Consider the following 23,763-nt stretch of genomic DNA (forward strand, 5'->3'; position numbering starts at 1 on the left):
TGTCGATGACAAAACCTCCGCGGTGCGGCTCGGTTTCGCGCCGCACCTTTGTAACCGGAATCAGCGCCGGCATGGCCCTCCTGGGCCTGCCCGGCTCCCCTACCCCCGCCAGGGCGCGAGTCCCGCCTCCCACGACTTTAACTGGCGAGAATTTCTCCCTGCAGGTAGACCAAAGGGCAGTCAACCTGACCGGACAACCCCGCAACGCAATTTCAGTTAACGATTCTATTCCCGGCCCAATCCTGCACTGGCACGAGGGGCAAACTGTCACTCTCAATGTCCTTAACCAATTAGATAAAAACACTTCGATTCACTGGTATGGCATCAGGGTGCCCAATCCTATGAATGGTGTACCAGGGCTCAATTTCTCCGGTATTAGGCCCGGGGAAAATTTTCGATACCGCTTTAAAGTCACACAAAGCGGAACTTACTGGTATCACAGTCACTCCGGCTTCCAGAGGCAGCAGGGACTCTACGGTGCTATCGTCATCAATCCAGCTGGGGGAGAGCCGGTGACCTATGACCGGGACTATGTAGTGTTGCTCTCCGATTGGAGCGATGAATCCCCCCAGCGGATTTATTCAAACCTGAAGAAAGATGGCCACTATTACAACCGGCGCCGCCACCGCACCACCACAGATCTCTGGCGAGATGTACGCGCGAAAGGCATAGAGCAAACCTGGCGTGAACGACACCCATGGAACTTCGCAGGCATGTCTGATCGAGATGTGTCTGATGTCACAGGCTACACCTACAGCTACCTGATCAATGGACAAACTCCGGAAGACAATTGGACTGCCCTATTTACCCCAGGTGAGATAGTACGGCTGCGTTTTATCAACGCCTCTGCCATGACAATCTTCGACCTACGCATTCCCGATCTGGATATGACCGTGGTGACTGCTGATGGCCAGAATATTCAGCCGGTGAGAGTAGATGAATTCCGCCTAGGTACTGGGGAAACCTACGATGTGGTAGTTAGGCCCAGTGGCGACAGAGCCTACACCCTTTTTGCCCAGGCGATCGATCGCGGCGGTTACGCTCGCGGTACCTTAACGCCCGCTCAGAGTCTTTCTGCCGAAGTTCCCCCCATGGATCCAATCCCTATTCTCGATAAGCGCGATATGGGATTCACCCGTGCCAGTGGTGCTAGAGCTGCTGATAGACAGTCCACTGCAGAAGAAGGCAATGCCAAACTGGCCCCCGCTGGCCTGGGAAGCCATAGCCCCATCATCCACCAGCCAACAGAAAAAGGCCATGGCGTAGCCCTGCGCGCGCTCGCGCCCCAAAATGGAATGGATGATCCCGGTGTTGGACTCCGTGAACACCAGCAGCGCTACAACCGCCGCATCCTAACCTACAGGGATCTTCGCAGTCTCACACCATCATTAGACCAGCGCCAACCGCAGCGAGAACTACAACTACATCTCACCGGTAATCCAGCTCGTTACCTATGGTCCATTGACGGTGTTAAATATAAAAACGCCACACCAATATTATTGGCTTATGGCGAGCGTCTACGTATCACTCTGGTGAACGACACCCTACTCACCCAGCCCATGCACCTGCACGGTTTATGGAGTGAGTTGGAAACTGGTGACGGACAGTATCTACCACGCAAGCACACGGTGATGGTGCAGCCCGGTGCCAAGATCAGTTACCTGGTAAATGCCGATAACCGGGGGCGCTGGGCATTACACTGCCAAATGCTTTATCGCACATACGGTATTTTCCGAGAGGTGCGCGTGGTATGAGGCGCACCCTCTGTACCAAAGCGGCAGTGATAATAGTTGTTACCCTGTGCTTGCAACTGGGTTTTCAAGCAGCTAAAGCGCAAAATCGGGAAGACCAGCACCACAGCTTCCAAGCCCCCTCAGAAGGTTCAGTCGCTGGAGAGGACAATGGTATGGCCGGGGAGGGGGACAAGCCGGTAGCCAAACTCAGCCTTGACCAATTCGAACGGCGCGGTATGAACGGCGCGGCAATCGAAGGCGATTTCAGTTATGGAGATGACGTCAATAAAGTAGTGCTGGAAGTAGACTTTGAGCGGGGAGGAGGAGAAACGGAAAAAAATGAGCGATGGCTGGTCTACAGCCGATCCATTTCCAAAGATTGGAATTTCCTCGCCGGCTTCCGACACGACCTACAGCGGGAAACTACCAGCCGCAATTGGCTGGCGATTGGGCTGGTTGGAGAAACCCCTTACTCATTAGAAATGGATGCAGTGCTATTTCTGGGAAGGAACGGCAGTACAGCTTTTCGTCTGGAAGGGGAATATGATGCAAAGCTCGCAGAAAAAGTGAGCCTTATTCCGCGCCTGGAGCTGAATTTCTTTGGCCAAAATGATGAAATCGCTGGCAGTGGCAGCGGATTGTCTCAAATAGAAATAGGCTTGCGCCTACTCTACGAAATTCACCCTAAATTTTCCCCCTATATCGGCGTTCACCATGAACGAGTTGTGGGCAATGCCGCAGATTTTGCCCGTGAAGAAGGGGAAAAGGTATATAGCACCGTATGGGTTGTCGGTTTTCGCGCCTGGTTTTAGCTCCCGGTTCTATAAAAAATTCTGTTCACAACAAACTATCCGCCAATTAAATGCAGCAGGAAACCAGAATTTTTCTTGGCTTACATTCGTAATTCACACTTTTTCTTAGGGTTCATTAATAGAGAGATTTTATCAAATTTGAAAGATTAGAAAGGCAATATGCTTATACTGGTAAACATTCCTTACAACAAGCAAACTCAAAATTTTTTAAAATGGCAGAATACAGAAACAACTTCTATTAAGTGTATGAAATTATTACATCAGGAAAAAATGGTATAGAAAGGGCAAAAAGTGTCGTACATAAACACTTCAGCTCTTGACTTTATTCACTCACCATATCTGCAGCAAGATTTCTCCTCATTGAACCTCATAGGTCGCACCAAGCCTATATGGGGTAAACGGGAGTCCAGACGATACGCAAGTGAAATTCTTCTACGTAAAGTATCAATAACTCCAGCGATTACTATTTCCTTACTAATGGGGATGCTGGCTATCGAAGGACAATCCCAAGAGGATTTACATCATGGCCTTCAGTATCACTCCACATCTGGAAGTAACAATGATGCAACCCTAGGAGAAGACAAACCCATCGCCAAGCTCAGCCTTGATCAATTTGAATTACAAGGTAATAACGGAGCCACCATTGAGGGGGACATCAGCTATGGTACAGACCAAAGCAAGCTATCCGCAGAAGTAGACTACGAGCGCTCCAACGGGGAGACCGAGGAGAATGAGCTATGGGGCATTTACAGCCACGCAGTTTCTGCTAATTGGAATATTCTCGCAGGAATTCGTCATGATTTTTACCTGGAGAATACCAGCCGCAATTGGTTTGCAATTGGTATTATTGGCGAGACCCCCTACTCATTTGAAATGGACGCTGTATTTTTCCTTGGTAGAAGCGGCAGCACTGCCCTTCGCATAGAAGGAGTTTATACATTTAAACTCTCAGAAAAGTTCAGTTTAGCACCCCGTGCAGAATTTGATTTTTTTGGGCAAAATGACAAAAATTCAGACGGAGGATCTGGTCTATCTGAAATAGAAATTGGCATACGTTTACGCTATGAACTTCATCCGAAATTCTCCCCTTATATTGGCATACATCAATATCGCAATATCGGAAAAACTGCAGACTTTGAACGCGAAGAGGGAGAAAAAGTATACGATACCGTGTGGGTTCTGGGGTTTCGAGCTTGGTTATAAACCAAAGATCACTCCCCCTTAGCGAACATTGGCACTATTAAAATAGCGGCACCTCTGAAAATTTACCATTTTCACCCTATGAACCTTAAATCTTTATGTGCCCAACATCAAACAAGATGGCAAGAATAATTCGCAGAGGTGCAAAAAAGGTCAGCCAAGCAGCTAAAGCGTTAATCTTCTTTAAATATTTCCCTAATTCCGAAATTGTAACCCACCACTGGAACCGTTAGGTGATTCTCCCCCTTAAATACTTTTTTCGACAATTTAAGGCTAGGATAATTGCGCGAATCTAACCTGCGCACAAGTTGTTTCATGTCCTTCACCATAAACCCTTCTTCCTTACCGACAAACATGAATATATGCTTATCCATATCTGTATTATATCCCGCATAATATCGTTCCTTGGCAAGGATCACTTTATCATCCCACCAGACACTAGGGCTTGCTATGATGTAACGATGAAAGCTATCTGGCTGAGTAAACAAAGTATGAAGAGCAAACAATCCCCCTAAAGAATGCCCCATAAAGGTCTGATCCTGTTGATCAGCAGGGAAAGTATTGTTAATAAAGGGCTTTAACTCTTTGTTAATAAACTCAAGAAACTGATTCGCACCACCCCCCTGAACTTCCCCATCCATATCCACAGCAGTTGGCGTCAAATCGAGACGCCGCAACTTTCCCAAACTATCATCAACATAATCAATGCCCACAAAAATAAAAGCCGGAATCTTTCCTGTTACACTCTGCTTGAAGAAATTTGGAGCCATCATTGGAAAATCGAGATAACCATCCACCATATAAACAACTGGATATTGAACGGTATCGTTCTCGGGATCGTACTCTTTAGGCAATAGCACATCAATTTGATACTGACGCGCCAAGAGGTCTGACTGGTAATGAAAAGACAATATTTCGCCACGAGTAAAAGAGACTGGCTCGGCAGTTCCTGCAGACACCGCCCTCACAGAAACGACAAGTATAAAAACAATCGTTGACAATAATATTCGCATAAACTTTCCCTAGCTGGATGAAATTACTATCACCAATGCAATCAGCGACACCCCAGTTTTTAATTCAGAGCAAACCATAATGTCAACTTAGACACAAAAATTAATAGCCATGTAAATAGATAGGCATAAAACTCACATTTATTTAAAAACAAAAAACTCGCGGAGTGTAGCCTTTCATAGCTTCAAGCAAAGCTAAACCAATACAACATCCTGCAATTTTGCAAAATAAGACGTCATTGTATCTTTTAAGACAACTTACCCAGGATCCACTCTAATCTTTATCCTATGAGTTGAATGTGGCGACACACTCGATTCTCAAATAGCCTAAATTCAATACCCAAAGCTACTGCTACCAGCTACCAGCTACCAGCTACCAGCTACCAGCTACCAGCTACCAGAAAATATTGAACCACCATTTTAACCCCAGAAATTTATGCAACCTTTACTAACTGAAGCGTAAAAATACCACTCAGCGGCAACCCAGTATTCTGACTCTCCAGAGTCAGCAGGAATACAATCCTCCCAGATTATCAATAAGGCCCACAGCAAGGCCAAGTGGATAATTCAGCTCTAGTGAAATAGAGGAATTTTATGTCTTTTCATTACTTACAATACGCTTAAATACTTTCCCCGATAGACGCAGCAGTTGCGCTCGACTCAGAAGTCGAGAAAGTAAAACCAGTGCCCACTTTTGCTTACCTGACAATACATAACTTTTTTGAGACAAGAATCCTTCTAACCCTACTTGAGCAACATACTCAGCAGTTTCGTAGATACTTTCATCCACCTTGACTTGATTATTCGCCACCTCGGCAAAATTTGTCTTGGTTCCACCGGGGCAAAGGCAGGTTACTGTTACACCGGTTCCTTGTAGTTCATTGTGCAGAGCTTCCGAAAAATTCAGTACGTAACTTTTGGATGCAGAGTAGACTCCAGCATAAGGTACCGGCATCAGGGCTGCTCCAGAGGCAACATTAATGATACCGCCTGTTTTTTTAAGTCTCATCTCTGGTAGAAATAAGTAACACAGCTCTGTAAGGGTGTTAATATTGAGCTGCAACATATCCCTATAGGTTTCAAGAGTGAAGCTTTCAAAGCTTCCCCACTTGCCAAAACCTGCGTTATTAATGAGAATTTCAACTTCAATACCCATCTCTTTAGTTTTATCAAAGAGCTTTTGCGCAGATCCTTCTACGCTTAAATCCATAGGAATAAAGTTTGTATCTACTGGGTATAATTCATTAATTTTTGTTGCGATATTCGATAAGGAGTCTTCAGATCGAGCAACCAAAATTAGGTTTGCACCCCTTTTAGCACATTCATACGCAAATGCTTCGCCGATTCCCGAAGAAGCTCCCGTAACTAAAACAGTCTTTGATTTCATTTACTACTATCCCAATACAACTCAAATCCTATTTATTTAGGTCGCCCATTCGATCCCGACATCGGGCAGGTGTGCAGACAAAATCCTTTATAGCCAGTGCTCAGGCAGAGCCCTTGCCCATATCCAACGAAGCTCCGGTTATCAATATAAATTGTTTATCCATCTGCATTTCCCTCTCGAAAGATACTCAACTGAGTTGGCAAGACCGTCTTTATGGTTGAGTAGCCAGCTCAACCTGTTCCTCTACAGTAAACTTCCTCCACCAGGCCTGTGTCGGGGCGGGCGTAAGCACATTCACCGGAGCACCGATAACAGGCGTAAGAACTGTTGCCCCATGAGCTTCTGCGGCCATTGACGCGCGCTCTAGGGGTTCAAACCAATCGTGCAGGGCAAGATCAAAGGTACTGTTGTGGATAGGAACCATGGCACGGCCACGCAAATCCAAATGAGCCTGCACACTCTCCTCCGGTAGCATATGGACTTCACTCCACAGATCGTTGTAAGCACCGGTTTCTATCAGGGTTAGATCAAAGGGCCCGAAGCGCTCCCCGATTTCCCGAAAGCCACCGAAATAACCACTATCACCGCTAAAGAAGATTCGTGCCTCGTGCCCTGCAATTACCCAGCTGGCCCATAAAGTTTTATCCCTATCAGTTAGGCCGCGCCCGGAAAAATGTTGCGCCGGAGTGGCCGTAAATTGCAGACTCCCTATTGAAAAGGACTGCCACCAGGCCAGTTCGATAATCTTGCCTGAAGCGACCCCCCATCCCCGTAAGTAATCGCCTACCCCTGTAGGAACAATAAAGCGTTCAACTTTCTTATCCAGGGTGCGCACGCTGGTTTTATCCAGGTGATCGTAGTGATCATGACTGATTATTACGGCTTTTAACGCCGGCAGATCTTGTAGAGACAAAGGTAGCGGATGGAAACGTTTCGGCCCCATCCACTGTACTGGTGAAGCCCTCTCACTGAATACCGGGTCAGTAAGCACAAACTCCCCATCAAGATGGATCAAAACGGATGAGTGCCCCAGGCGATAGATCGTGGGCTGACCCTCATTATTTGTGAGTATTTCCTTTGTGATCGTCTGTAGCGGAAGAGGTGCTCTAGGTACCGGTGCCGCCCTCTCAGCACGGGCATAGGCTGCAATGATGCCCACCATCTTACCCAGCCCCGCTTTATAAACGGTCTCCGTGTTTTGAAACTTTTGCGGCTGTGTAGCACAGCTATTAAATAGACCAACGGACATACCTATCACTCCTAGCAATAACCACCAGCGCTTCTTCATAGATGCCACCAAGTAAACTATACAGTGCAGTTTATTGTCGACAGAAGAAAAAGTAAACCAGTTAGTGTAAAATTAATCACTTAGACTAATTCCCCGCCAGGTAGCTTTCCTGACGCAAGCAGAGATATCGAGAGTCACATGAGTGAAAAGAAGCCGACCAGAAGCGAAATTAAGCGCCAGGCCATTATTGATGCCGCTAAGCAGGCCTTTCAGGAACTGGGCGTTCAGGGAACCAGTATGGATGAGCTGGCAGCACGTGCCCAGGTGTCCAAGCGCACGGTATATAACCACTTTGCCAGCAAGGAAGCCTTGATAATGTTTTTGATTGGCGAGCTCTGGCAGCAGGCAACCCAGTCCCCAGGCTGTGACTACAACCCGGATAGCGACCTTTATGCTCAACTACACACGCTTTTGGCGCTGGAAATTAAAACTATCTGCAACCCGCAGTATATTGAACTAAACCGTATGGCCTTCGACTACTTCTTCCACCAGCCGGAAGCCCTGCGTCAGGAAATGGAAAAATACAAAGCCCATGAAACCGGCGTACAACGCTGGATTAAAGCCGCCGCAGCCGATGGCCGACTGAAGCCACTGGACCCAGAAATCGCCAGCGGGCAGATACACAACTTAATTAAGGGAAGCTGTTTTTGGCCACAGATGTTACAACTCTCCGGCCCGCCTAGCTCAACCGAACAAGCCGCACTGGCGGAGCGTACTGCGGAGATGTTTTTGAGTCATTATCAGGTTTAATACTCTGATTGGCAGCTCTAAATAGCAATCAGGATTCCCCAGGAAACTCAACTGCAAAAATGAATCAGGTATGTCAATATCGTATTAATCTTCCCTTAGGCTATTGAGCCTAGGTTTAATGGCTCAGGATATATACTGACAATGATTAGAAGCTACAACCCAAACGACATAGAGCCCATCTTAAATATTTGGCTAAAAGCCTCCATTAGGGCACATAATTTTATCGCAGCTGACTTCTGGGAGTCTCAAATAGATAATATGCGCGATATCTATATACCAAACTCAGAAACCTATATCTATGATATACACTCAAAGATATATGGCTTTTACTCTCTAGCTGACAATACTTTAGCCGCGCTTTTTGTGGATCCAGAATTCCAAGGCCAGGGCATTGGGAAACGGCTTATAGCACACGCTAAATCACAGAGAAACCCGTTAAACCTAACGGTTTACAAAGAGAATGTTAATAGCTATCAGTTTTACCTATCTCAAGGCTTTCACTCACAAAAAGAGCAAGTAGATAATCATACGGGACATATTGAGTGCTTGATGAGCACAAAGATATAAAGTGCCTACCCCCAAAATATAAGTAAAAGACAATGCTCCCTGACAAGATATATTTAATCGACAAATCAAAAGAGCTGACTCAAGCATAGCACCAGGTTTTTAGTGATATTGAGATTTTTGAAATTATTGAGGGTGATTATTTCTCAAAACCTGCCGATGCAATGGTAAGCCCAGCAAACAGTTTTGGAATTATGGATGGAGGCCTCGACCTGCCGATTAGAAATGAATTAGGGTTTGAGGTGGAAGATCAGTTACAAAAGCGAATTAAATCTGATTTTCATGGTGAGCTGCCCATTGGATCAGCAATAGTGATTTCAACCTCGAATGCCAATTGGCCTTACATGATTTCTGCCCCCACTATGCGTATTCCTGAGGACATATCAAATACCATGAATGCCTACTATGCTTTCAGGGCCATTTTAAACTCAGTAAAACTATTCAATAAGTCAGACCCCACGAAGAAGATAAACTCCATAGTTTGCCCAGGCTTGGGCACTGGCATTGGGAATTTACCGGCTAGGCGTTGTGCTGGCCATATGCGAGCAGCCTACAATTACTTATCCAAACCTCCTAGAATTCCCAGCTTTAAAGAAATTCATGAAACCCATAGAAAACTGCAAATCACATACTAAATAGAGCCAATGCCCTATTGGAGTAGCTCAACGTAAGTAAAGCACATCGTAAAATACAAAAAGGCCCCTAGTGGGGCCTTGTTTGATTAGTTGGATTTATAATTTTTCCCAGGCCATCTGCCAGTAGCTACCTCTGCCAGGTTCATACTGGTTTGCACTTCTGCTCCACTGGACACAGTAGCCAGAATTAGGGAAGGGCTTACATTGATAAATATTCCCATCACTGCCCATTACTTTAGTTCCTGCCGTATAGGATTTTAGACCTTCGGGGAAAACAAAGTCGTAGTCACCTGCTGGCGGTGGAGAAGTTTCGTCTTCCATCAAGTGGAAATCTTGTGTAGTTTGATCAATCAAATTTCCATCAATATCTTTTGTCACAATAACGAGCATATGATGGCCAGGTTCAGACTTTGAAAGTGTCAAAGTCCTATCTAATCTCTGACCGTCACTCATATTGACTTCATAATTAGCCAGTGTTTCACGAGCATGGTTCAAGACTTTCAGCTCAGCCCTGATATTTCCTTTTGCGGTGAGAGCAAGCTGTAGTGAGAGTGGATCGTCAGATATTGTGTACATATCCTCAAGTCCTGACACATTTAAATCATAATCTGGTGTTGGGCTGTTGATTTCATAATTAATTTCAACACGCTCTAAACCGCTGCCATCCTGTAAATATATTGGATTTGAGCCAAAGACAGGGCTAAATTGATCTTCGCCATTAAACTGGCCTGCGCGAATACTGGTCTGTTCTTGATTGATTTTGGTTGCAAGATCATGTGCCCAGTTATTAGCCATACCCTGCTCATCAGTAGCAATTTCCAGCACTGTTGCATAAGCTGGCTCTTCATTACTGCTACTATAAACACGTGTGGAAACTTTATCGCCAACTTTTAAGTTTTGTGTTGGATTAATTGTTCCACCTTGATTCCATTCTGATTCGGGCACTCCATCGCCATCAAATTCTACGTCGATAACATTGTAAAAGGCCGCGGCTGTATCAGCCACATCCCACACAGCAAGGATAACTTGGTACCCATCTCGCTCAGGAACCACGCATTCGTGATACATATCAATGGGTGGCTTTTGATTATTTCCATCAATAGTACAGAATGGATTTAAATCAAATGAAGCTCGGGATAATGGTTGATTGGGGTTCCAATCCGGTTTGGTAATATAATATTTCCAGTCACGAGCTACGTGATTCGCGGTAAAGTGCCACTTAAAAGTTTGTTTACCAGCAGTTATGGGAGTTTTCAGCCAGCGGTCAGCAGTTTGTTCATTTAATGGTGACCATACATTACTACCGGCACTAGCGATCATGCCATCAGCCGGGCCACTCTCTGGAAACCCTTCGGGCCCTTCAACACTTTGCGGCTCCCATTGAACGGCTCCACAATTTATGTTTTTTTGACCTGTAGAGGCTAGAGGGTATTTACATAAAGTACCCCGCGCAGATGCCGCACCTCCATCATATTCTTCCACGTAGCCATGGCCAATTGTATTAGAGCTGACCCCCACCAGAATCATCGCCAATAGAGTTTTGTTTAATGCAGGTTTCTTCAGTGACGAAACCGCTTTTTTCATTCGTAAAGTCATATCAACAGCCATTATTTATGCATGTGCGATTTCCTTCCTGGGTTTATTTACTTCCTTATTTTTGCCCGACCAAGTAAACATCGCTTTATTTAAAAAATACTTGTGAGGCGTTATTGTCAGGTTAATGGACTTTGACCTTTAGATACGGTTCCAAATAATTTCGCAATTATGCAAACATAGTGAAAAATTGTCACCAAAAGCCATACTGCCATTTTAAGAAAGGAATAAATTATTCATGCAAGGGAATTTCTATTTAAGCTTACTGTCTTGAAAAAAGAAAAATAAAACCACGTATAAATATTTAGAAAGATCTAGACATATAGGCAACGGGAAGCAACTACCTAGACAGCAAGAAAATCTCTCTGAATATATGACTAAAAATTATGAATTGTTCTTAAAAAAATAATCAAGACTAGAAGACCAATAAACACCTCATTTTTATTTAGTAGTCACAAAGCTACACATCCCTGTGTTACCTAGACATATTCACTCAGTAGACGAGTCTTCTAAAAACTGGCTAAAGGGCAAAAAGATTAAATCATCCATATGTTATGCCGCCATAAAAGGTCTACTGAGAGGCAGGGGCAGAAGGAAATGAAACCCTCAAGGCCCAACAGCCAAAGTAGTGATTTATGCTCAAAAATAAAAAATACTATTCTTTACGCCTCAATATCTACGATTAGACGCAACCCTGTTGCTTACCGGTAACTGAGTGACTTAGATGTTTACGGATATCGATCATTATTAGCAGATTGGCGATAAACCAAAGATCTTTAATAATAAATATGCCACTAGAGGCCAAAACTCCAGGGCTTTGCCAGCTTCCGGGATAGCTGAACAGAAAAGTCTGAGTTGTCACAAACACCGCACCACAGAGCAGTATTCCCGGCCAAAACAGGGACCGGATAACTAACCCCAAAGCCAAAATGATCAGAGCGATCAAGTCATAGATGCCAATCAGATTGGAGGCCTGTTGTACATTGAAGAAACTATAGAGCCATGCCATCAAGGGTGAACTACTCACCAGGCCCTCAATACCCTGAGCTTCTATTGCAGTGAACTTCATTCCGCCAATCCACAACAGAACCAACCCCACCGGTAAATAGTTCAGCCAGATATAGCGCATTGACTGACAGGCACTGCAGCTCAACAGTGTCAGACCAATCGCGGTGAGAGCAAAGTACTTGATCACGCCCTGCCCGGAGCCAATAGCGGGAAACCCACCAAGGCTATCGATCCAATGCGCACTTCCGAAGAGACTTAATAGAGGGACCAAGGATATACATATAATCAGGAGTGCCAGGGGGCGAATATATTGTGGTTTTAACAGTGATAGCAGGGCTATAACCGCAGCTACCGCAAAGAGTAGCGCTACGGCAATTCTTACAATGTGCAAACCCGCCTCACTATTAACGCCATAAAATCCGAAAATGGAGGCCAGGCCCCCATTCTGGCCAAGAAGCAAGGCAGCAGCGATCAATGTAAATGAAAGGCCCAACAGGGCCCTAGAAGTTTTTTGCAAAAAGGTGTTCATTATTTAGGGACCAAATCGTAAATAGCACTTCTGGAAAACCTAGTGGCTTCCCTCTGTCTCCTCCGGGCACTTCCCTATGCTCCGATGACCCATTAAGTGTTCTAAGTCGGGTTAGCTGTGAAGGAAGTGCCTGAAGGCCTATTAATTTTGTCGGTCCTGACTGGAAATAATTACACCTTAATTGACTTGTTCGCAGAAAATAAACTGACCTCTTCCGGTTGAGTTCACTTTATTCCAGGGTAAGCGTCCCACGATACATCTGCATCTGGCAGCTAAAGGGATATTTTCCCGGTTTGGCCGCAGGGATTTCTACCGTGGTTTCTTTATTGAGCGCTAGCTCAGCACTGATTTCGAGATCGGGGAAAATCACCCACTCGGAGCAAGGGCTGGGATCTTCCCGTAAAAAATGCAGGGTGGCGGCATGACCCGAAGGCAGGCGAATATGATCCGGCTCATAAACCCCATCTTTGACCACTATTTGCAGTTGTTCACTGACCGCCACTGTCTTTGCCGCACCGCGCCTTGGACCCAGCCAGAACCACCAGATGATGGCAATAATTAGCAGTACTCCGATGGTATTTACCAGGGTCGCAATCATTAGTGCACCTCCGAGGGCTTAAAGAAGCGTAGACGGTTGGCATTGCTCACCACGGTGAGCGAGGAAAGTGCCATAGCGGCACCTGCTACGATCGGGCTCAGCAACATGCCGGTGAGCGGAAATAGTACCCCTGCGGCGATGGGTATACCTAGGGTGTTATAAATAAAGGCTCCAAAAAGGTTCTGTTTGATATTGCCGAGAGTCGCCCGCGATAATTCCACCGCATTGGCGACTCCATGTAGGGAGGAACGCATCAGGGTGACATCGGCACTTTCGATAGCGACATCGGTACCGGCACCGATCGCAAAGCCCACATCAGCGCGAGCCAGTGCTGGGGCATCATTGATACCATCTCCCACCATGCCCACACGCGCACCGTCTTTCTGCAGTTGCGCCACTATGCGCTCTTTGTCTTCCGGCAATAACTCAGCGTGTACTTTATCGATTTTAAGATGGCGGGCAACGGCCTCGGCACTGGCTTGGTTATCACCAGTCAGCATCTCCAAGCGCAGGCCCAACTTACGCAAACGGGCTATGGCCGCTGCGGCATCATCCCTAATCGGATCAGCCACAGCGATAATTCCCTGCATTACACCATCCACTGCCGCATACATCACCGTACGCCCTGCCTCCGCCAGATTGTTGGCGCGGGCCTTCCAGTCACCCAGGGGAATATTTTCCCGCTGCATTAACTTACTGTTACCGAGCAGTATCTTTTTACCGGAAATAACCCCCATCACCCCATGTGCGGTAATGGCTTCGAAATCACTGGGCTTTTGTAGATCAAGCTTTTTCTCATGGGCCGCAGTCACAACCGCCTCAGCCAGCGGATGCTCCGAGCCCTGTTCCAGGCTCGCCAGTAAACGCAGTAACTCATCGCTATCGCCTTCGCTCTCGATATCGGTGAGGCGTGGTGAGCCCTCGGTGAGCGTGCCGGTCTTATCCACAACCAGCACATCCAGATTGCAGGACTGCTGCAACGCCTTGCCGTTGCGCACCAGCACACCGTACTCCGCACCCTTACCCACGCCCACCATCACCGACATGGGCGTAGCCAGCCCCAGGGCGCAGGGGCAGGCAATAATCAGCACCGAGGTAAGAACCACCAGCATATGGGCGGCGCGCGGATCCGGTCCCAGGTTGAACCAGACCAGTGCCGCCACCACAGCGATGATCATCACCACCGGCACAAAAATGGCCGAGATTTTGTCTGCCAGGCGCGCAATGGGCACCCGAGAGCCCTGGGCGTTTTTGACCATCTCAATAATTTGTGCCAGGCGGGTGTCCGCCCCCACTTTTTCCGCCCGGAACAGCAAGCTGCCGTTCTTGTTCAGGGTGCCGGCAGCCAGATTGTCCCCCTCGCCCTTCTTCACCGGCACCGGCTCGCCGGTGAGCATGGATTCATCCACCAGGCTACCACCCTCCAGCACCATGCCATCCACCGGGATCTTTTCACCGGGGCGCACGCGCAACTGGTCACCGGCCTGAACCTGCTCAATCGGCAGATCCACTTCTTTACCGTCGCGCAGAACCCGCGCCGAGGTGTCCTGCAGCTCCAACAGTTTCTCCACCGCCGCACTGGTGCGCCCGCGAGCGCGCACTTCCAGTGCCTGGCCCAGGCTGATCAGGCCGATAATCATAGCGCTGGCCTCAAAGTACACATGGCGGGCTGCCTCCGGCAGCAGGTGGGGCACCAACACCACCAACATGGAAAAAAGCCAGGCCGTGCCGGTACCCAGGGCCACCAGGGTATCCATAGTGGCGCTGTGGTGGCGTAGCGCTTTCCAGGCCCCACTGAAAAATTGACCACCACAGAACACCAGAATCGCCAGGGTAATAAGCCCCATGACGCCCCAAGCCAGCTGATCTGCGAAGCTGTTGACGGACATCTTATCGGTGATCAGGCCCCAGGCCATCAACGGCAGGCCCACACCCAGGGCAATAGCGGAGCGCCACAGCAACTGGTGATAGTGGCGCTCTTCCTGGGCACGCTGCTCTTCGCGCCGCTGGCGCTCGCTACTCTTGGCCACCTCGGCGTCATAACCCGCCTGGCGCACCGCCTCGATGCAACTTTGCGGCGCCGCCGCGCCCTGCACCTTAAGGGTTTTATCGGCCAGGTTTATGCGGGCATCCTGCACCCCCGCAACACCCTGCACGGCGCTTTCAATCTTATTCACACAGCCGGCACAGCTCACGCCACTGAGGCGGAATAGTGTCTGCGCTGCTTGCTGTTCTCTCGCCATAATGCTCTCCCGCAATACCGTTTCTGGCGACAAAGTTACAACCTTACCCCAAGGGTAAGGCAACGGGTTACAGCCATAATTTTCCCTGCCCTATTTCCGGGTCGCCATTATTCAGCTTAGCGGCTGGACTGGCGCGCCTTGCTCTGGCAAAAGCAGGCTATAAAGAGCCACTGTAAAGGCCGCGCAAGCCCCACGCCGGAGTGTTATTATCGCGCCATGAAACACCCCCTGCTCCCCGAAAGACCCCTGAGTATCTCCCCGACTCTGGCCTCAACTGTTGGCCTGGAGGAAGCGGTATTGCTCACCGCCCTGGGCGACCTGATACCTTTCCTGCCCGCGGAGCCCTACGCTGGGCGGGACTGGTTTACCGCCACCGGCGAGCAACTTTATCTGCTTCTGCCGTTCTGGCAGGCAGCAGATATCCAGCGGGTAGCCACCAGCCTGCGCAATCAGGGCGCCCTGATGCTGGGCGCAGCTCCTTTCGGTAGCAGTGAAGTCCTCAAGTTCACCCTGCCCAGTGAACACCGCCGCCCTACAGCCCTGGCTCAAACCCCGGCACCGAGCCGCACCCCGGCACCAGCCAATCGCAGTGCCAACACCATTGCCCCCAGCTGGCAGCCAGATGCCGAAACTATGGCGCGCATCAGCCAGCTCGGTATCCCGGAACACTTTGTGCGGGAGCAGTTACCGGAGTTTGTCACCTACTGGCGCGAACGGGCCGAGCCACGCCACTCCTTTGGCTCACTGTTCCTGCGCCAGGTAAAGAGCAAATGGGAAGCCTTTCGTGCTACTGCCCAGCGCAAGCAGGCCCTGCCGGATAACTGGCAACCGAACAACGACACCCTGCGCAAACTGGCCGACGAGGGGGTACCCAGTACATTTGTCAGCCGCGGCCTACAGCGCTTCCTCGACTACCACCGTTCCAGCGGCAAGCAATCCATTTCTTGGGATCTGGAATTCAATGACTGGATCATGGAAGACTGGGAGAAACAGGAAACTCCATTTATTGAAAAGCGCAAACCCACTGCTATGACGCGCGACTGGCAACCCAGTGAACATACCTGGGAACAACTACAGCGCCTGGCAATCAACCCGCGCTTTGCCGCCGAACTGCTGCCGGAATTTATTTACAAGTGGACAGAGCGCGGTGGCCACAGCGCGCGCTGGGGCGAGCTGTTTATTGAGTACGCTCGCGAGGAATGGGCCTACTACTGCCAGGGTATTGAGAAAAACCCGGTAGCCAAACCCATAGCGCGCAACTGGCAGCCCGGCGGCGACTGCCTGAGCCACCTGGTGAACCAGTGCGAGATAGAGCGTGACTTCGCCCTATCACTGGTGCCGGAATTTATTATTTACTGGCGCGGCCAAAACGCCGCGCGCAAAAGCTGGGACGCCGTATTTGTGCGTCACGCTCGCCATCAATGGGCAGAGCGCAACAAGTTGGCAATAGGAAACTCTTATGGCAATCCACAAGACGCCCACAACAGCGCAAACCAGCGCACCCGCGACCGCTCAATCGGCGACATACTCACAGACACAAACTGGTAATGCACAAGATCAGGAACTACTGAACGAAAAAAAGCGCGCGATTAACGAAGTCTTCGCGTTGTTTAAACTGAATTACCACAACCAGTTCAGTGCCGCATTTCCGGATACCGAAACCCTGCATCACGCAAAACGCCTGTGGCTCGAAGCGCTGGCCGCTTTTGAAGCCCAGGATATTATGCAGGGCGCAAAGCGCGCGATACTGCAGAGCGAATACCTGCCCACAGTTCACAAAATGCTGCAGCTCTGTGCCGCCGGCGAAAGCGGCCTGCCAGAAGCCCGCTCCGCCTACCGCGAAGCCTGCAATGCGCCCAGCCCCAAAACCAATCACAATTGGAGTCACCCAGCGGTTTACCATGCTGGGCGTGAATCCAACTGGTATTTTCTCTCCAACAACCCAGAATCTATCGCCTACCCGGTATTTGCAGAGCACTACCGCAAGCTTTGTGCGCGCGTACTGGAAGGAGAAAAACTCGGTGCCCCGGAACAGTTAAAGCTGGAAGAAGACCCCGGTACTCCACTCTCCAAAGAAGAAAATGCGCAAAAGATGGCAGCCCTTCGGGCTGAATTAGGTATTTAAATTTACTTTGTCCGGCGCTTAGGAATACCCTGAGCGCCCTCCTCTAAACTCTCCCCACATACTCTCCTAAAATAGAACCGAATCTACTGGCCAGGCCGATCGTTTTTTATCGAGCCATGCTCAAAAGTAGAACATCCTCAAGAATTTAAATTATCTTAAAACTATTCGCTATCATGAGTTCGATTTAAATAATCACCTCTCTGACATGCATGATCGAACCATTTAGATAAAAAATTGATTCAATGTTGTTTTAGGGGAGTTGATACTAAATTAATCCCTTAGTGGCGGACTGGATACTCATTGTCTAGCTGATCACTATATAAAGATTATTTCAACTAAGTTTGTGAATGATGATACAGAGCTGCTTTTCATTGAAAATGATTAAATCTATTTATTAACTCATGGCAGTGCCCACAGAGGTGTGGATGCTGAATAAATGTAGAGTTTGGCTTGATTCAGAAGAAAAATTGTAGGAATTAGCTCCCTAAAAAAAACCTTGATAATACTGACTTCATAGCCTGCACAACCCATCGGCTACAGTTCTTTACCTCAAGTCTCAAGGAAAAATATTGTTGAGCATATTAAAGAAATTTAGAAAAAACGATAGAATGTTTTGCTTCTGGGTAGGAACTCCAACGGCAATTTACAATAATACTTTTGACATCAGTTGTAAAAAAAACATTAGAACAGAAATTAAATCTAATATTTAATGATACTCAGCAAGAACTTTGCTGCTCACATGATTGCTCATGGAATGACTTAGGAAAACCATATAATCTATTAAAACCGATATTAGACAAAAGAAGAACTAAAAAATCGAGTATTCAGAGGCATTTATTCCACTAGATATTGAGTATCAAAAGTTGAAATTAAATATATTCAATACAAAATTTCTGAAGGTTAGTTCACACCCACAATTAAGTCACGATACTGAGTTACTTGGTAAAAAACGTCACTGGCCAACACTTTCAAACACAGATGATTCTGAATTGCGTATTTTAAGAAGCAATGAATCACTTTTTTATGATGATTGTGAACTTTATACTTATTGTAAATTATTGGTAGCCATAAAAGAGGCTAATATACATGGATTACTGCTATGGGTTAGTTAACCTGATATCCTTTTAATCAACTTATCTTCTTCGGTAGCATCATTTATATTTAAGAAAGGGAGGTCACTTTATGACCAATCGTCGTAATTTCGTTAAGGTTCTAGGTACTTTTACTGCAGCCTCTCTACTGAATGGCACCAAGGAGTCATTTGCAGTAATGAATAGTAAAAGTACTTGGTACATGCCAGATGAGGGTGAGCCTCACCTGCGTACTTGGATGGCCTTTGGTGCAAGCCGCAAAATTTGGGGACGGAAACTCCTTAGGGAAGTCCAGCAGAATTTGGCAACAATTGCGCTGACGATTGCGGAGTACGAGCCCGTTTCAATGCTGGTTCGACAAGCAGATCTCCCACTTGCCCGGCGACTAATGGGAGATAAGATCGAACTAGTTGTTTGCCCTCTAGATGACTTGTGGATACGTGATACAGGCCCCGTTTTTATTGTAAATGAAAACGGTGATAAAGCGGCTATTGACTTCAACTTCAATGGTTGGGGAGAAAAGCAGGATTTTGATAATGATGCAGAAGTTGCTGCATTCACTGCTCAGTCGGCCGGTGTACCCAGTATCCAAACTAACCTGATACTCGAAGGCGGCGGGATAGAGGTTGATGGGTATGGTACCGCGATCATAACCGAGAGTTGTGTGCTCAACGATAACCGTAACCCAGGTGTTAGTAAGCAACAATGCGAACGGGAATTAAAGCAGCTTCTTGGTCTAGAGAAAATTATCTGGTTACCTGGCATTAAAGATATGGATATCACTGACGGACATACAGATTTTTATGCCCGTTTCGTACACCCAGGTGTAGTTGTTGCCGGCTTTGATCCCGATCCCAACTCTTTCGATCACGCCGTAACAAAGCGGCATCTTGAGATTCTACGCTCTGTAACGGATGCCAGTGGCCGCGAACTAGAAGTTATTGTATTAGAGGCACCTTCAATAATTCGAGAGCGGTTTGACAACAGGGATTTCGCCGCTGGATATATTAACTTCTATGTTTGCAATGGCGCGGTCATAGCACCTGAGTTCGGCGATCACTATGCAGATGCCTCAGCCAAGCGAAAATTACAAAGAGCATTTCCTAATCGCGATATTATACAAATCAATATTGATGGCATAGCAGCCGGTGGTGGAGGTATACATTGTACAACCCAACAGGAACCGGAAATTTAACTGCTCTTAACTTAAAGTGATTAACGGAGATTTAATATATCTAAATACTTGCTACCTTAGATATTCGCCATAAAGAAGTGTGTATTTATTTTGAGTATATTTGAGCAGCAATAATTTTGCCTATAAATACATTGACTGCATAAATATCCATGAAAAATAGAAATTACAAATAATTACATTTCTATAGTAAAACATCCTTCTTTCAAGAATCTATAGCAAGATAACAGTCTTACCATAATGATTGATCATATTCTTTATAAAAGAGACAATTCAGCTATAAAGCTCCCCCAAGATTGGAAAACAATAAGGATATATTGTTTATGAATTATACGCTTCGATTACTAACTAGACTACGCTTAACAATTCTAGCTGTTGTTATGATATCCTTCAGCTTTCCAGCATATGCAGACTCTGTGGATAAGCTGATCAAAAGCATCATGGATAAGCGCCAAATCCCTGGTCTCCAATTGGCCATCGTTAAAAACGGTGAAATAATCAAACTTGGAAATTATGGGTTATCTAATTTACAAGACAATGTGCCGGTAAGATCCAACACTGTATTTCCAATTAACTCAATGACTAAGGCGTTTACGGGTGTTGCATTGCTACAGCTCGCAGAGCAAGGACGCCTTTCCTTAGATGATGAGATTGGCAAACACCTTACTGACTTACCTGCCAACTGGAAGTCAATAAAGATAAAACATTTAATGGCACACACTTCTGGGCTGCCCAATATTTTCAGTGGTTACCTTGCTGATTTGGTTGTTCGTGGCAATCCAGATGCTGCATGGAACAAAGTAAAAGAGTTACCTTTAAAATCTGAAGTAAACACACAGTTTAGTTATAATCAGACGGGTTATGTTATTATCGGTAAAATAATCGATAAATACGTACAAGGCGGCTTCCCAAAATTTATTATCGATAATCAGCTTAAAATCGCCAATATGAAATTAACAGCTGATGCCGGCTTTGAACACATGACGCGTCCTATTAGCAATCATGCAAGGCAATATCTCTACGATTCCGATAAGGGCCAGCACAAAAATAACTACGTTGAATTCCCTTACATATTACAAAGTGCAGCTGGCATGAATTCAACAGCAACAGAAATTGCGCAATATCTTATTGCCTTGCAGTCTAAAAAGCTGCTCAAAAACCTCCATTCTCTTTGGACACCGATCACTTTAAAGAATGGCCAAACTGCTGGGTTTAATCATGTAGAGAATGGTTATGCTATTGGATGGCAAGTTATCGATCGGGAACATCACCGTGCAGTTAGTGCGAGCGGCGGAAATGCGGCAACTATGATTCACTATCCGGAGGATAAACTATCCATAGTTGTTCTTACAAATTTAATTGGCGGATTGCCAATCCAGTTTGTAGATAAAATTGCAGCTGAATATATTCCTGAATTTAAGCTTTAAAGTCGCAGGGGCAGTTAGTAGCTGGGATTTTAAAGAGCTGGTTAATAAGCAAACATATCACCTATACAAAACCTGTCCCAACAATTAATCCATTAATAAGTCAAAAATCATTATCGGGGATGCAGCGGAGCCTCTAAATAATTCCTTAATGCCTCTGCGAGCCTTAGGGATTACAGAGGTTAGCCGCGGATAGTACTAACCCTCTGTAAGAGCTGGAACGTGGCAGATATGGCCTGCCCCTCAAGGGTTTCAGAGCGATTTACATTTGGTATTGCAACTTCTTGGAAATTCTAGGTATTCCTGCAAAGCAGCATTTTGATTGAAAACTACTCTGAAGGCCAGAGGAATCGCGGAATTATTCAGAGATCCCCTAGATTTAATCTTTCACCAAATTTTGTTTTTTTGGCTCAGATGGAAAATTTAATCAAAATCACTATAACCAATAACGCTAGATCATAGCTTGGAGCAGGAAATATAAAAAACAATTTTTATTATGTATATCAGGTTTATAGCAAAGACGAACCCCGATATTTTTCATAGCAATTCTATAGAAAATTCCAACAGAGTTTTGTCACAATAAATATAAATGGTTAATTTTTAACAAAGACCGACAAATCCAATGCCTCACTCACCGTATACCAATCAATCAATTTAAAATTCTGCTTGGCATTGGGCAGACGATTCCTGCCATCTTGGACAACAAGCAAACCCATTGGATATTCCGGCCCAAGATACAGGCTGGTAACATCCAGGCCATCGGTTTCAGAACTTCCATCGATACCTGAGCGCACATTCATTGTTACCCTAAAATGACCAACAAAGTCATTACCATCACGTGTGAATAACGCATAACTGTCATTACCCTGGCTAGAGGCGATCAGGTAACCACTATCCTCTGTTAGGTAGAGGGCGAGCCCTTCCACATCATCCACCAGGGTCTGACCATCCACTTCAGCAACCAATTTAGCCTGGTATTCACTATTCTGTTGCTTTTTAAGGCCCAGTGACCAAATCCCCCGATCCTCCTCGGCAAAAAAGAGCCTCTGCCACTTATCATCGACGACACAGCCTTCAACCTGGCTATTTACGACTATTTCTGTATGCTTTTTTAACGAAAATTCTGTGGGATTCTCGCCGAGATCAATTTCAAACTGGTGCAAGGCAGCATCTTTATCCGATACCCAAGCAAATAGCTGATTATTGGTTTTCTGCAAACATAGGCCATAAGGATCTTGCAAATTTATAGCGCGTAGCCCCAGGTGCTCGACATGCCCCTCAGCCGTGATGGCAAAGAGGTTCACCCCGGCGGTCGAGCGGTTAGATGCTGCCGCTAATGCACTATAATGAGGATGTTCAATACTGCGGATATCCACATTGTTAACACGTCCCACAGCAAAATGTTCGAGCAGCTTTCCCGATAAATTGTAAATATTCAGGCCACTTTTTTTGTCCGTTGCCAAAATCAGGCTATTCTGTGGCTGGGATTTATTGGCCCAGATAGCAGGATCATCAGCAGCATCACCAAATGACTCTACCGGGTCCGTCTGATTGCGAGCAAATACACTGACGATTGAATCACCGCTCTCGGGATCAAATCCTGTAGACTCAGTTTCTAAGTAATCATTTTCCACATCATCAAAAACCAACAGCTGATCCCGACCAACATCCAGGGCCCAGAGCTGACCATTTAAGAAAACTGGGGAGACTGCTGAGTGGTTCTCGTTAATATGAAGGTGCCACTCTGGCTCCTCTGAGGAAAAAGGCAGTCGGTAGCGATGTATCTGATCACCTGCGCTCAGCCACAGACTTTCACTACGAGCATCAAACCATAGATTGCCGAAGTCTTCACCAAGCCAATGAGCACTAAGGAATAATTTACGCTGCTCATCCTTTTCCGCGTTTGTATTTAAGCTCAGGATTCCAATGGGTGGTTGAGATACTAGTAGGCGTTGGGAGCGTGGGCTTACTGCGCAAGCATTAACTTGCTCACCAAAATAGAGTGGACGTACTTCTTGCATCTGCCACTGTTGTTGGGCTGGGAATAATAAATATTCACGACCTATTCCATCTTCACCAATGCTAAACAAATGAGTGCGCTGTTCTTGTTGGGAAAAGCACAGGGCACTCTGTAGCGTTGGCATTTTCTGGCTACCCAGTAGCCTAAAATTTACGTTATTTGAAGCATCACTGTGGCGTATTTCATGTAAATTTATTTGCGCCAGGCGCTCATCGAAGGAGGCCACCAGTAAAGTTTCATTAGGCAGAGCTTGTACGGCTAGGCGTTCCACCCTTCCCTCTTGGGAGGCGAGTATTTCTCCGTAGGAATTTATTACAAGCAAACCGCGACGCTCGCTGGCAAGCAATAAATATTGCTCAGCCCCAACCCGTATTGGCAGAATCTGTTCTGCGTCTATCGCACCCAAGGGAATTGCCCGTTGCGGCAAGGCCTTTTTAATGCGTAAAACAGAATCCACATCGTGACCACAGCTAACGAGTAGCGCAGCGGCGAGCATGATCGCAATAATAAAATGCAGTTTTTTCATGGAAAGCCATTCAATTCCGGAGAAAGAGCCCCACC

Annotated in this window: 18 protein-coding genes; 10 read left to right on the forward strand and 8 right to left on the reverse strand. The window is 46.6% G+C overall.

Annotated elements, in window-relative coordinates; all coding sequences use genetic code 11:
* The first annotated feature begins 5 nt into the window (after positions 1 to 5).
* The 3 genes from MJO52_RS18275 (at position 6) to MJO52_RS18285 (ending at position 3,748) form a co-directional block, all read left to right on the forward strand.
* Positions 6 to 1,754: a copper resistance system multicopper oxidase gene (locus MJO52_RS18275; RefSeq protein WP_252083388.1), complete on the forward strand. Its 1,749-nt coding sequence runs from the start codon at positions 6 to 8 to the stop codon at positions 1,752 to 1,754.
* The gene (locus MJO52_RS18280; RefSeq protein ID WP_252083389.1) at positions 1,751 to 2,545 is read left to right on the forward strand and encodes a copper resistance protein B; all 795 of its coding nucleotides are present in this window, start codon (positions 1,751 to 1,753) and stop codon (positions 2,543 to 2,545) included. The genes MJO52_RS18275 and MJO52_RS18280 overlap by 4 nt, the downstream gene beginning before the upstream one ends.
* A gap of 291 nt (positions 2,546 to 2,836) precedes the next feature.
* Entirely contained in the window at positions 2,837 to 3,748 is a 912-nt protein-coding gene (locus tag MJO52_RS18285) for a copper resistance protein B (RefSeq protein WP_252083390.1), read from the forward strand.
* Between the two features lie 170 nt (positions 3,749 to 3,918).
* Here MJO52_RS18285 and MJO52_RS18290 read toward each other — a convergent pair whose 3' ends face one another.
* The 3 genes from MJO52_RS18290 to MJO52_RS18300 all read right to left on the reverse strand — a co-directional run bounded on the left by MJO52_RS18290 (position 3,919) and on the right by MJO52_RS18300 (position 7,430).
* Positions 3,919 to 4,758, reverse strand: a complete 840-nt coding sequence (locus MJO52_RS18290) for an alpha/beta hydrolase (protein ID WP_252083391.1) — start codon at positions 4,756 to 4,758, stop codon at positions 3,919 to 3,921.
* Between the two features lie 589 nt (positions 4,759 to 5,347).
* Positions 5,348 to 6,142, reverse strand: coding sequence for an SDR family NAD(P)-dependent oxidoreductase (locus tag MJO52_RS18295; protein WP_252083392.1), 795 nt, complete (start codon positions 6,140 to 6,142; stop codon positions 5,348 to 5,350).
* A gap of 211 nt (positions 6,143 to 6,353) precedes the next feature.
* The gene (locus tag MJO52_RS18300; RefSeq protein ID WP_252083393.1) at positions 6,354 to 7,430 is read right to left on the reverse strand and encodes an MBL fold metallo-hydrolase; all 1,077 of its coding nucleotides are present in this window, start codon (positions 7,428 to 7,430) and stop codon (positions 6,354 to 6,356) included.
* 138 nt (positions 7,431 to 7,568) lie between these two features.
* Between MJO52_RS18300 and MJO52_RS18305 the strand changes: the two genes are divergently transcribed.
* The 3 genes from MJO52_RS18305 to MJO52_RS18315 all read left to right on the forward strand — a co-directional run bounded on the left by MJO52_RS18305 (position 7,569) and on the right by MJO52_RS18315 (position 9,379).
* Entirely contained in the window at positions 7,569 to 8,180 is a 612-nt protein-coding gene (locus MJO52_RS18305) for a TetR/AcrR family transcriptional regulator (RefSeq protein ID WP_252083394.1), read from the forward strand.
* Between the two features lie 141 nt (positions 8,181 to 8,321).
* A complete protein-coding gene (locus MJO52_RS18310; RefSeq protein WP_252083395.1) occupies positions 8,322 to 8,747 on the forward strand; it encodes an N-acetyltransferase in 426 nt (141 codons plus the stop codon).
* Positions 8,748 to 8,872: 125 nt separating this feature from the next.
* Complete coding sequence (locus MJO52_RS18315; protein WP_353505492.1) at positions 8,873 to 9,379, forward strand: macro domain-containing protein; 507 nt, start codon at positions 8,873 to 8,875, stop codon at positions 9,377 to 9,379.
* Between the two features lie 96 nt (positions 9,380 to 9,475).
* On the opposite strand, the gene gbpA is transcribed toward MJO52_RS18315, so the two are convergent.
* From gbpA to MJO52_RS18335, 4 genes are all read right to left on the reverse strand, one after another.
* A complete protein-coding gene (gene gbpA / locus MJO52_RS18320; RefSeq protein WP_286036986.1) occupies positions 9,476 to 10,987 on the reverse strand; it encodes an N-acetylglucosamine-binding protein GbpA in 1,512 nt (503 codons plus the stop codon).
* 667 nt (positions 10,988 to 11,654) lie between these two features.
* Entirely contained in the window at positions 11,655 to 12,509 is an 855-nt protein-coding gene (locus MJO52_RS18325; RefSeq protein WP_252083397.1) for a DUF417 family protein, read from the reverse strand.
* A gap of 229 nt (positions 12,510 to 12,738) precedes the next feature.
* Positions 12,739 to 13,107 carry a cupredoxin domain-containing protein gene (locus tag MJO52_RS18330; RefSeq protein WP_252083398.1) on the reverse strand — a complete coding sequence of 123 codons (369 nt, stop codon included), beginning with the start codon at positions 13,105 to 13,107 and terminating at the stop codon, positions 12,739 to 12,741.
* Positions 13,107 to 15,350, reverse strand: coding sequence for a heavy metal translocating P-type ATPase (locus MJO52_RS18335; RefSeq protein WP_252083399.1), 2,244 nt, complete (start codon positions 15,348 to 15,350; stop codon positions 13,107 to 13,109). The genes MJO52_RS18330 and MJO52_RS18335 overlap by 1 nt, the downstream gene beginning before the upstream one ends.
* Before the next feature lie 216 nt (positions 15,351 to 15,566).
* Between MJO52_RS18335 and MJO52_RS18340 the strand changes: the two genes are divergently transcribed.
* From MJO52_RS18340 to MJO52_RS18355, 4 genes are all read left to right on the forward strand, one after another.
* Entirely contained in the window at positions 15,567 to 16,898 is a 1,332-nt protein-coding gene (locus MJO52_RS18340) for a DnaT-like ssDNA-binding domain-containing protein (protein WP_252083400.1), read from the forward strand.
* Positions 16,810 to 17,475 carry a replication protein P gene (locus tag MJO52_RS18345; RefSeq protein ID WP_252083401.1) on the forward strand — a complete coding sequence of 222 codons (666 nt, stop codon included), beginning with the start codon at positions 16,810 to 16,812 and terminating at the stop codon, positions 17,473 to 17,475. Before MJO52_RS18340 ends, MJO52_RS18345 begins: the two co-directional genes overlap by 89 nt.
* Positions 17,476 to 18,657: 1,182 nt before the next feature.
* Positions 18,658 to 19,761: an agmatine deiminase family protein gene (locus MJO52_RS18350; protein WP_252083402.1), complete on the forward strand. Its 1,104-nt coding sequence runs from the start codon at positions 18,658 to 18,660 to the stop codon at positions 19,759 to 19,761.
* A 413-nt stretch (positions 19,762 to 20,174) separates the two neighbouring features.
* Complete coding sequence (locus tag MJO52_RS18355) at positions 20,175 to 21,185, forward strand: serine hydrolase domain-containing protein (RefSeq protein ID WP_252083403.1); 1,011 nt, start codon at positions 20,175 to 20,177, stop codon at positions 21,183 to 21,185.
* 590 nt (positions 21,186 to 21,775) lie between these two features.
* Here MJO52_RS18355 and MJO52_RS18360 read toward each other — a convergent pair.
* The gene (locus MJO52_RS18360; protein ID WP_252083404.1) at positions 21,776 to 23,728 is read right to left on the reverse strand and encodes a phytase; all 1,953 of its coding nucleotides are present in this window, start codon (positions 23,726 to 23,728) and stop codon (positions 21,776 to 21,778) included.
* Positions 23,729 to 23,763 lie beyond the last annotated feature (35 nt).

The organism is Microbulbifer variabilis, assembly GCF_023716485.1.
GTDB lineage: Bacteria > Pseudomonadota > Gammaproteobacteria > Pseudomonadales > Cellvibrionaceae > Microbulbifer > Microbulbifer variabilis_B.

Bases quoted from the DNA above. Each gene is read 5' to 3' on its own strand.
- MJO52_RS18295 (WP_252083392.1), bottom strand. From the start codon at position 6,142: ATGAAATCAAAGACTGTTTTAGTTACGGGAGCTTCTTCGGGAATCGGC.
- MJO52_RS18360 (WP_252083404.1), bottom strand. From the start codon at position 23,728: ATGAAAAAACTGCATTTTATTATTGCGATCATGCTCGCCGCTGCGCTA.
- MJO52_RS18280 (WP_252083389.1), top strand. From the start codon at position 1,751: ATGAGGCGCACCCTCTGTACCAAAGCGGCAGTGATAATAGTTGTTACC.
- MJO52_RS18300 (WP_252083393.1), bottom strand. From the start codon at position 7,430: ATGAAGAAGCGCTGGTGGTTATTGCTAGGAGTGATAGGTATGTCCGTT.
- MJO52_RS18290 (WP_252083391.1), bottom strand. From the start codon at position 4,758: ATGCGAATATTATTGTCAACGATTGTTTTTATACTTGTCGTTTCTGTG.
- MJO52_RS18345 (WP_252083401.1), top strand. From the start codon at position 16,810: ATGGCAATCCACAAGACGCCCACAACAGCGCAAACCAGCGCACCCGCG.
- MJO52_RS18350 (WP_252083402.1), top strand. From the start codon at position 18,658: ATGACCAATCGTCGTAATTTCGTTAAGGTTCTAGGTACTTTTACTGCA.
- MJO52_RS18310 (WP_252083395.1), top strand. From the start codon at position 8,322: ATGATTAGAAGCTACAACCCAAACGACATAGAGCCCATCTTAAATATT.
- gbpA (WP_286036986.1), bottom strand. From the start codon at position 10,987: ATGGCTGTTGATATGACTTTACGAATGAAAAAAGCGGTTTCGTCACTG.
- MJO52_RS18275 (WP_252083388.1), top strand. From the start codon at position 6: ATGACAAAACCTCCGCGGTGCGGCTCGGTTTCGCGCCGCACCTTTGTA.
- MJO52_RS18305 (WP_252083394.1), top strand. From the start codon at position 7,569: ATGAGTGAAAAGAAGCCGACCAGAAGCGAAATTAAGCGCCAGGCCATT.
- MJO52_RS18340 (WP_252083400.1), top strand. From the start codon at position 15,567: ATGAAACACCCCCTGCTCCCCGAAAGACCCCTGAGTATCTCCCCGACT.
- MJO52_RS18330 (WP_252083398.1), bottom strand. From the start codon at position 13,107: ATGATTGCGACCCTGGTAAATACCATCGGAGTACTGCTAATTATTGCC.
- MJO52_RS18325 (WP_252083397.1), bottom strand. From the start codon at position 12,509: ATGAACACCTTTTTGCAAAAAACTTCTAGGGCCCTGTTGGGCCTTTCA.
- MJO52_RS18335 (WP_252083399.1), bottom strand. From the start codon at position 15,350: ATGGCGAGAGAACAGCAAGCAGCGCAGACACTATTCCGCCTCAGTGGC.